The organism is Kocuria kalidii (assembly GCF_044462225.1).
In the GTDB taxonomy this organism is placed as follows: Bacteria; Actinomycetota; Actinomycetes; order Actinomycetales; family Micrococcaceae; genus Kocuria; species Kocuria kalidii.
Window position 1 is genome coordinate 86,951 of sequence record NZ_JBISWJ010000025.1, and the last position, 13,820, is coordinate 100,770.

13 protein-coding genes are annotated in these 13,820 nt (G+C 75.0%); 6 read left to right on the forward strand and 7 right to left on the reverse strand.

Features of this window, described 5'->3' with window-relative positions; genetic code table 11:
• Positions 1-49 precede the first annotated feature (49 nt).
• Positions 50-967 (reverse strand): 16S rRNA (cytidine(1402)-2'-O)-methyltransferase, encoded by a 918-nt coding sequence (gene rsmI, locus ACH9D3_RS04255; RefSeq protein WP_396409988.1) that lies wholly within the window; start codon positions 965-967, stop codon positions 50-52.
• A gap of 78 nt (positions 968-1,045) precedes the next feature.
• Between rsmI and ACH9D3_RS04260 the strand changes: the two genes are divergently transcribed.
• Entirely contained in the window at positions 1,046-2,689 is a 1,644-nt protein-coding gene (locus ACH9D3_RS04260; protein WP_396409989.1) for a phospholipid carrier-dependent glycosyltransferase, read from the forward strand.
• A 177-nt stretch (positions 2,690-2,866) separates the two neighbouring features.
• On the opposite strand, the gene ACH9D3_RS04265 is transcribed toward ACH9D3_RS04260, so the two are convergent.
• The 5 genes from ACH9D3_RS04265 to ACH9D3_RS04285 form a co-directional block, all read right to left on the reverse strand.
• Positions 2,867-3,874 (reverse strand): TIGR01906 family membrane protein, encoded by a 1,008-nt coding sequence (locus ACH9D3_RS04265; RefSeq protein ID WP_396409990.1) that lies wholly within the window; start codon positions 3,872-3,874, stop codon positions 2,867-2,869.
• Between the two features lie 155 nt (positions 3,875-4,029).
• On the reverse strand, positions 4,030-5,247 hold the full coding sequence (locus ACH9D3_RS04270; RefSeq protein ID WP_396409991.1) for a L,D-transpeptidase: 1,218 nt from the start codon (positions 5,245-5,247) through the stop codon (positions 4,030-4,032).
• Positions 5,248-5,526: 279 nt separating this feature from the next.
• Positions 5,527-5,886, reverse strand: a complete 360-nt coding sequence (locus ACH9D3_RS04275) for a Trm112 family protein (protein ID WP_396409992.1) — start codon at positions 5,884-5,886, stop codon at positions 5,527-5,529.
• Positions 5,887-6,032: 146 nt separating this feature from the next.
• Positions 6,033-6,719, reverse strand: a complete 687-nt coding sequence (locus ACH9D3_RS04280) for a DUF3499 family protein (protein ID WP_396409993.1) — start codon at positions 6,717-6,719, stop codon at positions 6,033-6,035.
• A 14-nt stretch (positions 6,720-6,733) separates the two neighbouring features.
• A complete protein-coding gene (locus ACH9D3_RS04285) occupies positions 6,734-7,264 on the reverse strand; it encodes a WhiB family transcriptional regulator (protein WP_396399199.1) in 531 nt (176 codons plus the stop codon).
• A gap of 309 nt (positions 7,265-7,573) precedes the next feature.
• Here ACH9D3_RS04285 and ACH9D3_RS04290 point away from each other — a divergent pair, with 309 nt between their 5' ends.
• Positions 7,574-8,356: a TIGR03089 family protein gene (locus ACH9D3_RS04290; protein WP_396409994.1), complete on the forward strand. Its 783-nt coding sequence runs from the start codon at positions 7,574-7,576 to the stop codon at positions 8,354-8,356.
• 12 nt (positions 8,357-8,368) lie between these two features.
• Here the strand turns inward: ACH9D3_RS04290 and ACH9D3_RS04295 are convergent, their stop codons facing one another.
• Positions 8,369-8,965: a GtrA family protein gene (locus tag ACH9D3_RS04295; RefSeq protein WP_396409995.1), complete on the reverse strand. Its 597-nt coding sequence runs from the start codon at positions 8,963-8,965 to the stop codon at positions 8,369-8,371.
• A gap of 316 nt (positions 8,966-9,281) precedes the next feature.
• Between ACH9D3_RS04295 and ACH9D3_RS04300 the strand changes: the two genes are divergently transcribed.
• From ACH9D3_RS04300 to ACH9D3_RS04315, 4 genes are all read left to right on the forward strand, one after another.
• Complete coding sequence (locus tag ACH9D3_RS04300) at positions 9,282-10,445, forward strand: 5-(carboxyamino)imidazole ribonucleotide synthase (protein ID WP_396409999.1); 1,164 nt, start codon at positions 9,282-9,284, stop codon at positions 10,443-10,445.
• Between the two features lie 136 nt (positions 10,446-10,581).
• Complete coding sequence (purE, locus tag ACH9D3_RS04305; protein ID WP_396399232.1) at positions 10,582-11,067, forward strand: 5-(carboxyamino)imidazole ribonucleotide mutase; 486 nt, start codon at positions 10,582-10,584, stop codon at positions 11,065-11,067.
• 64 nt (positions 11,068-11,131) lie between these two features.
• Entirely contained in the window at positions 11,132-12,748 is a 1,617-nt protein-coding gene (locus tag ACH9D3_RS04310; RefSeq protein WP_396409996.1) for an LCP family glycopolymer transferase, read from the forward strand.
• 55 nt (positions 12,749-12,803) lie between these two features.
• The coding region (locus tag ACH9D3_RS04315) for a peptidoglycan bridge formation glycyltransferase FemA/FemB family protein (protein WP_396409997.1) at positions 12,804-13,820 on the forward strand (1,017 nt) is incomplete at its 3' end.

Below are 13,820 nucleotides of genomic sequence, written 5' to 3' on the forward strand. Positions count from 1 at the left end.
ATCGGGGAACCGGAGTCGGAGCCGGCGGTGGGCGCGCCGGGCCGGGGTGCTAGGCCTTGCGGGCGGACAGGACCGTCTCGTAGAGCTCCCGCTTGCCCACGCCGGAGCGCTCGGCGACCCGTCCGGCGGCGTCCTTGAGCCGGGTCCCGCCGGCCACGAGGTCCTCGACCTCGGCCACGAGGTCCTCGGGCCGGGCCGCCGCGGGGGCCGGGGCACCGGCGACGACGACGGCGATCTCCCCGCGCACCTGGCCCTCCCCGCACCAGTCGACGAGCTCGGTCAGCGTGCCCCGCACGACCTCCTCGTGCAGCTTGGTGAGCTCCCGCGCCACGACCGCCCGGCGGCCCGCGCCGAACGCGTCCCGCAGGGCGGTGAGCATGACCTCGAGCCGGTGGGGCGCCTCGTAGAAGACCATGGTGCGCCGCTCGCCGTCGAGCTCGGCCAGCCGGCCGGCGCGCTCCGAGGACTTCCGCGGCAGGAAGCCCTCGAACGTGAACCGGTCCGTGGGCAGGCCGGACACGGCCAGCGCCATGAGCACCGCCGAGGGGCCGGGGATCGCGGTGACGGTCAGGCCCTCGGTGGCGGCGGCCTCCGCGAGCCGGTAGCCGGGGTCGGAGACGGTGGGCATCCCGGCGTCGGAGAGGACCAGCACCGTGCCGCCGGCGCGGACGGCGTCGAGCAGCTCGGCGACCCGTCCGGCCTCGTTGTGCTCGTGGTGGGTGAGCACCCGCCCGCGCGTGGTGACGCCGAGCCCGGCGGTGAGCCGGCGCAGCCGCCGGGTGTCCTCGACGGCGAGCACGTCCGCGGTCTCGAGGGCGGTCCGGAGCCGGGGCGGGGCGTCGCCGAGGTTGCCGATCGGGGTGCCCGCCAGGACCACCTGCCCGGGGGCCCCGGTCCCGCCCGCCGGGCGGGGGAGAGCCTCGGCGGCGGCGTCGGCAGGGGCGTCGTCGTGGGGTTCCGTGTGCACGGGTCCACTCTACGGCGCGCTCCCCCGGCGCTGACGGCCGCCCCGGACCCGCAGGGCCCCGTCCCCTACGATGACACCGTGAGTTCCCCGGTGCGCACCCCAGTCCTGGCCCCGGCGCCGCGGCCGGCGGCACCGGTCGGCACCCTGCGCCGCTCCCTGGACCCGGCCGCCCTGCGCGAGCGGCTGCTGCCGGCCCCTGCGGCCGTGGCCCGTCTCGCGTGGCTGGCACCGCTGCTGGTGGTCCTGCTCGGCGGGCTGCTGCGCTTCCACCGGCTCTCCCACCCGGACGCGATCGTCTTCGACGAGACCTACTACGTGAAGGACTCGTACTCGCTGCTGCAGCACGGCTACGAGCGGCAGTGGCCGGAGGGCGCGGACGAGCTGTTCGTGGCGGGCACCCCGCCCGAGGCCCTGAGCATCCCGTCCTACGTGGTCCACCCGCCGGTCGGCAAGTGGCTCATCGCGTTCGGGATGTGGCTGTTCGGCGCCGAGGACCCCGTGGGGTGGCGCTTCTCCGCGGCCCTGGTCGGGACGCTCTCCATCGCCCTGGTGTGCGCCGCCGGGTGGCTGCTCTTCCGCTCGGTCACGGTGGCCACGCTGGCGGGGCTGTTCACCGCGGTCGACGGGCTGCACCTGGTGCAGTCCCGGCTCGCGATGCTGGACGTGTTCCTGATGTTCTTCCTCCAGCTCGCCTTCGTGCTGCTCCTGCTGGACCGGGAGCACGGCCGCCGGCGCCTGGTCGCCCGGCTGGGGGTCGCACCCGGGCAGGACGTCCCGGAGGCCGAACTGCTGCGCCGCCTGGCGTGGGGACCCTGGCTGGGGGTGCGGTGGTGGCGGATCGCGGCGGGCGTGGCGTGCGGGCTGGCGGTCGGGGTCAAGTGGAGCGGGCTGTTCCTGGTGGCCGCGCTGGGCGTGCTGTCGGTCCTGTGGGACCTCAACGCCCGCCGGGTGGCCGGGGTCCGGCACTGGATGCGGGCCGGAGTGCTCAGGGACGGCGCGCCCGCGTTCCTCGCGGTCGTCGGGACGGGGCTCGTGGTCTACGTCTCCTCCTGGGCGGGCTGGTTCGCCTCGGCGGACGCCTACGACCGCACCTGGGCGCAGCAGCACCCGGGCGAGGGCGTCCAGTGGCTCCCGGCGCCCCTGCGCTCGCTGTGGGCCTACCACTCCTCGGCCTACGGCTTCCACAGCGGCCTGGGCACCGAGCACTCCTACGAGGCGCTGCCGTGGCTGTGGCTGACCCTGGGCCGGCCCACCTCCTACTTCTACGAGGACCCGGAGCGTGGCACGGCCGGGTGCGCCGCGGAGCACTGCTCGCAGGCCATCCTCAACATCGGCAACCCCCTGCTGTGGTGGACGGGGATCGCCGCCGTGCTCGTGGCCGCGTGGCTGTGGGCCGTGCGGCGGGACTGGCGCTTCGGGGCGCTGACCGGGGTGTTCGCGGCCGGGTACCTGCCCTGGTTCCTGTTCCCCGAGCGCACCATGTACTACTTCTACGCGCTGCCGGTGCAGCCGGCCCTGATGCTGATGCTCGCCGGCATGCTGGGGCTGGTGCTGGGCCGGTCCGGGGACTCCGTGCGGCGGCGGCGCGCCGGCCTCGTGGTGGTGGGCGTCTTCACGGCCGCGGTGCTCCTGCTGAGCGCGCACTTCGCGCCCGTCTGGTACGCCGAGACGGTCGAGTACGCCCAGTGGCGGGAGCGGATGTGGTTCGCCGCCTGGATCTGATCCGGCACGCCCGGGCCCCGCGCGCGGCGCGAGGACCGGAGCCACGACCGGTCCCGCACCGGGCCCGGCGACCGGCGCGAGGCCGGGCCCGGGGACCGGTGCGAGGCCGGACCCGGTTCGAGGCCAGGCCCCGCCCGAGGTCGAACGACCGGGCCCGCGCCGGGCCCGGCGTCCGGCTCAGCGACCGGCCAGCCGGCGCTTGAGCTCCTGCCGCCGGCGCACCCGGTCGAGGGCCCGGTGCCGGCGGAACGCGGTGGGCCAGGTGGCGGCCATGACCGCGAGCGCCCCGAGGAGGGCGAGCCCGGCCACCGCGATCGCGGCGTCCATCCAGAACTGGGTGGGGTAGAGCCGGATGAGGGTGTCCGAGGCCCGGAAGGTCCAGGTGCCGTCCGCGAAGAACAGGGAGTGGAACAGGGCGAAGAACTGCTGCCACCCGAGCACCGCGGCGACCGCCAGCACGACCAGGAGCAGCACGGTCAGCCACGACCCGAAGAAGAGGGCACCGGAGGCGGCGCCCGGGGCCTTCGCCCGCAGGTACAGGGAGGAGACGATGCCGAGCAGCGCGAGGACCGCGACCACGGCGAGCGCGCTCTGCAGCACGATCTTCACGTCGGTCATGTGGCCGACCTCGGAGCCGAGGAACAGCTGGGCGCCGTCGGCGTCCCGGACACCGGCGAGGAACCCGGCCGGAGCCCAGTTCATGACGTAGTCCAGCCCGTAGGAGCCGAACACCATCCGCTCCTCCGTGGAGAAGCCGTAGGAGTCCGCCGGGAAGCCCGGGCGGTGGTACTCCGCCCACAGGAACAGGGGCGTGGCGACCGCGCGCACGGCCGCGGCCAGCAGCGCGAGCGGGAGCACGAGCACCAGGAAGACCTGCTGCAGCCGCGGGAGCCGGGGCTCGTCGGCCAGCGCGTCCCGGCGCAGCGCGGTCCGGCGGCGGGCCTCCGCGTCCGGCTCGTCGTCCCCCGCGGTCCCGGCCGCCCCGACGGCGCGGGAGCCGCTGCCCGTCCGGCCGGACCCGCTGCGGCGCTCGTGCGCGCCGGCCTGCCCGTCGTCGGCACCGGTCCCCGCGGGGACGACGGCCGGGAGCAGCCCCGTCCACACGGGCTCCTCGCGCCGTTCCTCCTCGTCAGGGTGCGGTTCGGCCTGCTGCCAGGGGGCCTGGTGGTTGCTGGAGGTGGCCACGGGCGGGTCCTTCGGTCGGAGGGGTCGGGGGGTCCGGCGCGGGCGGGCGCGGGCCGGTCGGTCCCGATCCTACCCATCTCCCGGACGCCCCCCTCCCCCGCCGCCCGGGAGCCCCGGCGAGCCCCCGGGAGCTCCGGGGGCTCAGCGGCGTGGCCTCACCAGTCGCCCGTCCACGACTCGTCGGCGTAGTGCTCGAGCGGGATGTTCCAGTCGCCGTACCCGTCGTCGGGGTCCGCCTGCGGATACCCGGTGCCGACGATCTCGACGACGTCCCCGGGGCGGAACACGTCGTGGATGAACCTCGCGCCCTCGGGGGGCATGCCCACGCACCCGTGGGAGACGTTGGCGATCCCCAGGACGGGCATCGCGGAGGGCAGGGCCTGGTGCACGAACTCGCCGCTCGCCGTCAGCCGGGACACGTTGGAGGCCCAGAACGTGTCGTACCAGTGCGGGTCCCCCGGCTGCAGGTGCAGGGAGGACGCCTTGAACAGGTACTCCGGGGCCTGCTCCATGATGACCTTCCGGCCCGTGGTCGAGGGCCAGTCCGGGTTGCCGAGCGTCACGGGGAACGTCGCCGCGACCTCGCCGTCGACGTAGGCGGTGAGCGTCTTCGTCGCGTCGTCCACCCGGGCGTAGTGCTCGGCGCCGGTCGAGAAGCTCCGGCGGAGGTCGTGGTTGCCCACCATGCCGCGGCCCACGTCGAGCCCGAGCAGGTCCAGGGAGACGGTGATCCGCGAGTGCGGCGTCCACCTCTCGGCCGGCCGGTAGCGGAGCGTCGTGTCCGAGTACCAGCGGAAGGCGCCCGCCCGGTCCCCGCCGCCCTCGACGGTGACGGCGTCCTCCACCGCCGCCTTGTGCACCACGGGCTCGGAGAAGGAGAACTCCAGGATCTGCCCGGTGCCGTACACCCCGCCGTCCACCACGTTGAGGCGGGCGTCGACCTCGTGGGCCGCGAGGACGGTCGTGAACGTGCTGGTGCCCGCCGCGGGCCCGGCCCCGGACGCGGCGCTCCAGTGCAGCACGTACGGGGTGTCGAAGGCGAGGACCCCGGTGCTGGTCCAGGTTCGCCCGTCGGCAGAGAGCTCCCCCGGCACCGGCGCGCCGCCCGGCGCCGGGACGAGGACGACGTCGGTCAGTTCGCCCTCCTCGGCCCGCACGACGACCGGCTCCACGGGGTTGTGCTCGACGGAGGCGTCCACGGGGGCGACCGTGACCTCCACCGGGGCCGTCGTGGCCGGTTCCAGCGCAGCAGCCGGGGCGGACGGGGCCGGCAGGGACGCGGCCGGGGCGGACGCGCTCGGGGCGGTCGCGGCGGCTTCTCCGGAGGGAGCGCCGGAGGCGTGCGCGCAACCGGTGGCGAGCAGTGCCGTCACGGCCCCGAGGACGAGCAAGCACCGCCCGCGCGGCGCCGTCCGCACCGCAGGTGGCGCAGAGGGCGCAGGATCCGGGCAGGAGGACAGGGACATGGGAAGCGGCACCTCGGGCGTCGGGGGGGGGTGGGGGGGAACGCTGGGGGAACTGCTTCCACGATAGGTCCGGCCCCGGCGAACGGCCCCGCTCGCCGCCGTGGAATCACGAATGTTAACGCCTTCGTGACGCCCACGGCGAGCCCGGACCGCGTGCCGGTGCGGCCGCTCCGTGACGGACCGGAGTCAGCGCACGGGCGTGAGGCAGGGGATGCCGCGGACGATCGGATAGACCGGGTGCACGCCGTCACGGAACGGACGGTCGCTCATCAGCCGGTCGGCGTCCACGGGGATCAGCGTTCCCCCCGTCAGGGGGCAGCGCAGGATCTCGAGCAGCCGGGGGGCCGGGGCGCCCGCGGCCGGGGGCACCGGTGCGGGGCCGGGGCCCGGCAGCGCCCAGGGGGCCGTGCGGCCGCCGGCCGGGACGTCGTGGCGCGGGGCGGACCGGCTCGCGTGCCGGTCCTCGGCCCGGAACCCGTGCGTCGGCCGCGTCGTCGCCGGGACAGCCGTGGTCGCAGGGCTGGTCATGGTTGCAGGGACGGTCATGGGGGGACTCCTGGTGCTCCGGGGGGAAGAGCCACCGCACCGGGCAGATGCGGTCTGGGGCTCATCCTAGGGCGGAAGCACCGGTGCGCCGCGGACGCCGCCGGGGACGCGCCCAGGCTGGTGGTCCGGGCAGGGCGGGGAGGGCCTCAGCGCGCGGTGGGACGGCGCAGGTGCGGCCGCTGTAGCGAACCGGGGACCGGGAGGTCGTGCCACACGACCTCGGGACCGGGCTCCCGGTCCAGCCCCCGGGGAGCGTCCCGGGGCGTCGTGCGGGGGGTCTGCGCAGCGGGCGTCCCGGCGGGCGCCGGACCCGTCGCTCGGGAGGCCTCCGGGGCCGCCGTCCACGAACGTCCCGGCGCTGCCGGCCGGGAGCTCGCCGGAGGCACCGTCGACGAGATCTCCGGACCGGCCGCCCGCGGGGTGCCGGGGGCCGGTTCCCGAGGGACCTCGGGGGCGGCCGTCCGGGCGGGTCCGGGCCGCGACCTCCCCGGCGCCGAGGCGCGCGGCAGGGAGACGTCGCGCAGCACCGTCCGGCGACGCTCGCGGACGGGGGCCGAGGGCTCCGGTTCCCGGACCGCCTCGGCCACGGCGCCGATGTCCTCCCGGCGGGCCCGCGTCTCCGGCAGCTCCAGCCGGACGACGCGCCATCCGCGGGGCACCGTCAGCCGGTCCGCATGCACGCTGCACAGGTCGTAGGCGTGGGGCTCCGCGTGCCCGGCGAGCGGGCCGACCACGGCGGTCGAGTCCGAGTACACGTACGTGAGGGTCATGATCGCGTCCCGCGAGCAGGTCTGGCGGGAGCAGCGGCGGGTGGCACTGCCGGAGGAGCTCATGGCCTGAAACTACCTCAGCGGGCGAGGCGGCGCAGGCGGCGGCGCTCACGCTCCGAGAGCCCGCCCCAGATGCCGAACTTCTCGTCCTTGCTCATCGCGTAGTCGAGGCACTCGGCCTGGACGGGGCAGGCCTCGCAGACACGCTTGGCGTCCCGGGTGGACCCGCCCTTCTCCGGGAAGAAGGCCTCCGGGTCGGTCTGGGCGCACAGCGCGTCGGTCTGCCACGCGAGCTCTCCCTCGTCCTCGTCCACGGCGTACAGACCGGCGACGGCGCTCCAGTCGGAGCCCTCGTCGGGGGCGGGCGCCTCGAGCAGGTCGAGCACGGGGGCCGCCCCGGCGCCGGAGAGGTTCTGCACGGCGTCGTGGGACGTGAGGAAGGCGGTGGCCTGGTCCTCCAGGCTGCCGCTCACCCGCCGGACGTGCCGCTCGGCGGCACGGGGGTCGGCGGGGTCCACGAACCAGTCCTCGGGGACCGAGCGCATGCTCCGGCGTCCCATACCGAGGGGGGTGGATTCCAGGACCTGCTGGCGTGCGGCCTCTCCCATGATTTTCCTTCCATCCGACATGATTGCTCGGGCCCGGCCCAGTGCGGGGGGAGCCGGCCCGTTGCATCCCGGAGAACGTATCTTTGCTGACCGCCTGCCGGACTTCATAATTACACGCGTGTAACTACCACTGCGTCAACCCTCGGGGCGAGGGCACCCTTGCCACGATAACGGGGAAAAATGCCGATGGGAGTAGACGTTTTTCCACGTCACGGAGCAATTTCTCGAACACACCGCGGACCGTGAAGAATGCTGTACCACGCATATGCCGCGCCGCCCCGTCCGGGGCGGCTGTCGCGAGGAGGACCCATGGCCGGCACGATCCCCCCTTCTGTCCCCCGTCTGGTGGACAAGCTGCGGAGCAGCAGCCGCCCCGCCCTGATCTGGTACGGGCAGGACGGCGAGCGCGTGGAGCTCTCGGGGCGGGTGCTCGACAACTGGGTGGCCAAGACCGCGAACCTGTGGGTCGACGAGCTGGACCTGGCGGCCGGCGACGTCGTGGCCCTGGGCGACGACCTGCACTGGCGCAGTCTCGCCGCCGTCCTGGGCACGTGGCGCATGGGCGCCGCGGTGCGTGCCGTGGACCCGCTGGACGCCGGGGCGGAGGCGGGCGACCGGGCCGTCGTGGGACTCGTCGACGCGCAGGGCGCACCGCCCCCGCTGCTGGACCGGGTCCCTCCCGGTGCGCGCGCGGTCCTGCTGGACCGGCCGGCGCTCTCGCTCGGCTACCGCGGGGACCTGCCGGGCGGGGACGTGCTCGACTACTGCGCCGAGGTCCGCGCCCACGCGGACGTGTACGCCGGTCTCGAGGAGCCGGCGCCGGACGGCGCCGCGCTCGCAGGCACCGAGGGCGTCCTGGAGCACGGGCGGCTGCTCCCGGCCGCGGGCGAGCTGGGGGCCGAGCGGGAGAGCTCCTGGGGCCGGGCCTCCGCGGTGCACGTGCCGGGACGGCGGATGGACACCGAACTCCTGCTGCGCGTGCTGGCGGTCCTGGCCGGGGGCCGGGCCGTGGTCGTCACGGACCGCCCGGCCGACCCTGCCGACGCGGCCTGGCGGTCGGTGCTGGCGGCCGAGAACGCCACGGCCTTCTGAACCGGGCCGCGCTCAGCGTCCGTCGGCGGGTCCCGCGCCCTCGGGGGCGTCCGGGACCGGGTGCCCCGCGCTGTCCCGGTGCGGGCGCTCCGCGCCCTGGCCGGGCGCGCGGCCCGTGATCAGGGCGATCTCGAGGTCCGCGGTGTCCGCGAAGTCCGGGTCCTGGTCGAGCTCCTCGGTGAACACCCAGAAGCGGTAGGCGAAGTACCGGAAGACCGTGCCGAGGATGGTCCCGATGATCGTGCCGGACACGAACGAGGCGTAGGTGCTGGTGAGGCCCAGGACGTAGTAGCTGAAGCCGAGGCAGCCGAGCTCGATGGCCATGCCGATGCCGTTGGCCACGAGGAACTGGACGAGCTCACGGCGCTTGTCCGACTGCCGCTTGTGCCGGAACGTCCACAGCCGGTTCGCGACCCAGGCGAAGGTGATCGCGACGGCCGTGGCGACGAACTTCGCCTTGAGGTGCCCGTCCTGGAACCAGGTGTGCATGAGGACCCAGGTGATCGACGCGTTGATGAGGAAGGCCAGGGCGCCGACGACGCCGAACTTCATGAGTTCCTTGACGAACAGGTGCCACAGGGCATCGAAACGGTCGACGAGACGGTTCACGCGGCTTCAGGTCTCCCAGGTGGTGAGGCGGTGGGCGCCGGCCGGCGCAGCGGTCGACGGGCGCGGGGGAGCACCCGCGGCGGACCTCGGGACATCCTACCTCGCCCCTCCCCCGCGGCACCGGTGAGCTTCCGCACGCCGACGGGCGGTCCCCGGGAACCACGGGGCAGTTCTCGGGCAGTTCTCGGGCAGCTGCCGCCCGGCTGCCGGGCGGCCGCCGGAGGAGCCGACGGGCCACGGGGACCGCCGGGAGGCCCCCGGGTGCGGGACCGGAGGGCCCGGCGGACCGGGATACCCTGGTCGGGTGACTTCTTCTGTGACCGGTCCCGTCGTCGGCGTCGTCGGGGGCGGGCAGCTCGCCCGCATGATGGCGCCCTCCGCCACCGCCCTGGGGATCGAGCTCCGCGTGCTCGCCGAGGGCCCCGACGTCTCGGCCGTCGCCGCCGTGCCCACCGCGCCCGTGGGCGACTACACCGACCTCGCCGTGCTGCGCCGGTTCGCCTCGGACGTCGACGTCCTGACGTTCGACCACGAGCACGTGCCCACCGAGCACCTGCAGGCCCTGCTGGACGAGGGCGTCGCCGTCCGCCCCGGCCCGGCCGCGCTCGTGCACGCCCAGGACAAGCTGCGGATGCGCGCGGCCGTGGAGCACCTCGGCCTCCCCAACCCGCGGTGGGCGGCGGTGGCCGACGTCGACGAGCTGATCGCCTTCGGCGAGGACACGGGCTGGCCCGTGGTGCTCAAGACGCCGCGCGGCGGCTACGACGGCAAGGGCGTGATGGTGCTCGGCACCGCCGACGCCGCCCGCGGCGCCGAGCCGTCGCGGTGGTTCGACCGCACGGACGGCCCCCTGCTGGCCGAGGAGAAGGTCGCGTTCGCCCGCGAGCTCTCCGCCCTCGTGGCCCGCACCCCTTCCGGCGCGGTGCTCGCGTGGCCGGTGGTGGAGTCGATCCAGGTGGACGGCGTGTGCGACGAGGTGCTCGCACCCGCCCCCGGACTGCTGCCCGAGGTCGCGACGGCCGCCGCGCACGCCGCCCGGACGTTGGCCACCGAGCTGGGAGTGACCGGCGTGATGGCCGCCGAGCTCTTCGAGACCCCCGGCCGCGGCGCCGGGTTCCTGGTCAACGAGCTGGCCATGCGCCCGCACAACTCCGGGCACTGGACCATGGACGGATCCGTGACCAGCCAGTTCGAGCAGCACCTGCGGGCCGTGCTGGACCTCCCGCTCGGGGACACCGGGCTGATCGGCGGGGCCGCGGTGATGAAGAACTACCTGGGCGGGGCGAACCAGGATCTCTTCGGCGCGTACCGGGCCGCGATGGGCGCGGAGCCCCGCGCCAAGATCCACAACTACGGCAAGGCGGTCCGGCCCGGGCGCAAGATCGGCCACGTCAACGTCACCGGCGCCGCGGACGAGATCCCGGAGCTGCGCCGGCGGGCCGCTCGGGCCGCGGCCGTGCTGCGCGACGGGCAGGAATGACCCGCGTGCCTCCCACGGCCCGTCCAGCCGGGACGGATACCGTGGCACCGGAAGGGACCGCGGTGCCGTCCCCCGCCCGCCGAGCACCCCAGGAGCAGCAGTGAACGAGAAGCAGCAGCCCGTCGTGGGCGTCGTGATGGGGTCCGACTCCGACTGGCCGGTGATGGAGGCCGCCGCCACGGCCCTCGAGGAGTTCGGGATCCCGTACGAGGCGGACGTCGTCTCCGCCCACCGGATGCCCACCGAGATGATCGAGTACGGTCAGCGGGCCCACGACCGGGGACTGCGGGTGCTCATCGCCGGGGCCGGCGGAGCGGCCCACCTGCCGGGGATGCTGGCGTCGGTGACGCCCCTCCCCGTGATCGGCGTCCCCGTCCCCCTGCGCACGCTGGACGGCATGGACTCGCTGCTGTCCATCGTGCAGATGCCCGCCGGCGTCCCGGTGGCCACCGTCTCGATCGGCGGGGCCCGCAACGCCGGGCTGCTCGCCGCGCGGATCCTCGCCGCCGGCGCCGACGCACGGGCCGAGGCCCTGCGCGGACAGCTCCTGCGCTTCGCCGACGAGCTGCGGCGGACGGCCCACGACAAGGGCGCCGCCCTGCGCACCCGCCTCGACGGCTGACCCGTCCGCCCCGAGCCTCACCCGCCCGTCCTTCCCTGCCCGTCCTTCCCCGCCGGAGCTGCCCGTGAACGGCCACACCCCCCGCGCTGAGCACGATCCCCGCCCGTCCCGCGGCGCGTCCGACGAGGGGTCCCGGACCCGGGACCTCCCGCCCGACGCCGTGACGGCCGTGCGCGGGGTCGACGACGACGCCGCGACCCCCGGCCGGCTCACCGACCCCCTGCGGCACCCCCAGCACGCCGGGGAGTCCACCCGGGGACGTCGCGCCTGGACCCTGCTGCTGTCCACGCTCGTGGTCCCCGGCAGCGCGCAGCTCGTCGCGGGTCGTCGGGCCACCGGCCGGACCGCCCTGAAGGTCGACGTGGTCGTGTGGGCCGCGCTCGCCCTGGCCCTCGTCTGCCTGGTCCTGTGGCGCGCCCCCCTGGTCTGGTTCCTGACGAACTCGTTCACGTCGCTGCTGCTGACCGCCGCTCTGCTGGCCCTGGCGGCGGGCTGGGCGTTCCTCTTCTTCGACACCCTCCGGCTCATCCGGCCCGGACTGCTCGTGCAGCGCACCCGCCGGGCGGTGGCCGCCGCCACGGTGGCGCTCATGCTCGTCACCTCGGGCGGGCTCGCCTACTCCGCCTACCTGCTCTCGGTGACCCGCGGTGCGGTCTCCGACGTCTTCGGCGGGGGTCTGCCCTTCCGCCCCTCGGACGGGCGCTACAACATCCTGCTCATGGGCACCGACTCCGGGGAGGACCGCACGGGCCGCCGCCCCGACTCGATGGCGGTGCTCAGCGTGGACGCGGACTCCGGGCGGACGGTGACCATCTCCCTGCCCCGCAACCTGCAGAACACGCCCTTCCCCGAGGACTCACCGCTGGCGGAGGTCTATCCGGAGGGCTTCAACTGCGGGGACCCGTGCATCCTCAACGCCCTCTACACCGACGTCACGAACAACCACGCCGACCTCTACCCGGATGCCGAGGACCCCGGCGCCGCGGCCATGAAGGACGCCGCGGAGGGCATCCTCGGGATCGAGGTCCAGGCCTACGCGATCGTCGAGATGGACGGCTTCGAGCAGCTCGTGGACGCCCTCGGCGGCATCACCGTCGACGTGGGCGGGCGCGTCCCGATCGGCGGCGGGACCGACCTCGCCACCGGCCTGCCGAACGAGATCTTCGGGTACATCGAGCCCGGCGTCCAGCACCTGGACGGCTACCACGCCCTCTGGTACGCGCGGTCCCGCGAGGGCGCCACCGACTACGACCGCCAGGCCCGCCAGCGCTGCGTGCAGGCCGCGATGCTCGAGCAGCTCAACCCCGTCAACGTGCTGACCCGGTTCCAGGACCTCGCGGAGTCCGGGACGCAGGTCGTCGAGACGGACATCCCGCAGAGCCAGATCGGCTCCTTCGTGGACGTGGCCCTCAAGGCCAAGGAGCACGAGCTGGTGCAGTACGCCGCCGGCCCGCCCTACTACGACCCGTCCTTCCCCACCTATCCGGACTACGACCAGCTGCACGAGGACGTCGACCAGGTGCTCGAGGAGGCCACGGACCGCGGCGCGCAGCGGGCCGAGGCCCGGTCCCCCGGCACCGCGGTGGGCTCCGGGATCGCGATGACGGTCCCCGTCCCGGCCGCCGGGCCCCTCGTGGGGACGCAGGAGCTCACCCCGAACGGCACCTGCTCGGTGCCCTGACCCAGCCCGGCCCGGGCTCGCCGGCGGCGCCCGGACGCCCCGGTACAGTGGGGGCGTGGCGAACATACTGCAGTCGAACGCATGGGCCGACTTCCAGCGGAACCTGGGGCACAAGGTGTTCCGGGCCTCCGGGGACGGCTGGCGCTACCTCGCGATCCTCGAGGGCGGCCGGACCGGGCAGTACCTGTACTGCCCGTACGGCCCCGAGGCCCGCACCCCCCAGGCCTTCGAGGCCGCTCTCGAGGACCTCGTGCGCACGGCCCGGGCCGAGCGGTGCTGGTTCGTGCGGATCGAGCCCGTGGACGCCGCCGTGACGGACGGCCTCGAGACGCCCGAGGCGTCCCTGCGCCGGCGCGGCCTGCGACCGGCGCCCCGGCAGGTCCAGCCCGGGCACACCCAGGTGATCGACCTCACGCAGGACGAGGACGCGATCCTGCAGGACATGAAGTCCACCAACCGCAACCTGCACCGCAACATCGCGAAGAAGGGCGTGACCTTCACGGCCTCGACCGACCCCGAGGACGTCGCCGTGCTGCTGGACTTCCTCGAGGCCACGGCCGAGCGCAAGGACTTCGCCCGCCAGCAGGACGCCTACCTGCGCGAGGCCGCCCGCAGCCTCATGCCCGCGGGCGCGGCGGTCCTCTACGTGGCGCGGCTCGACGGCGAGCCCATCGGCGCCTCGCTCGTCTACGACTCGGACGACACCCGCACCTACGCCCACGCCGCGATGGACTTCGAGCACCGCCGGCTCTCGGCCGGGATCCCGCTGGTCGTGCGGATGGTCCTCGACGCCAAGCAGAAGGGTCTGAGCCGGTTCGACCTCTTCGGCACCGCGCCCGAGGACGCCGGACCCGACCACGCGTGGCACGGCTTCACGAAGTTCAAGCGGTCCTTCGGGGGCCGGCCGGAGTCCTACCCGGGGACGTGGGACCTGCCCGTGCGCCGCGGGAGGTACGCCGCGTACACCCGCGTGCGGGCCGCCCGGGAGACCGCAGCCTCGGCCCGGCGGAGCCTGCCGCGGCTGCGGGAGGAGCTCCCGGACCGGCTCCGTGCGGCCGTCGCAGGGGTGCGG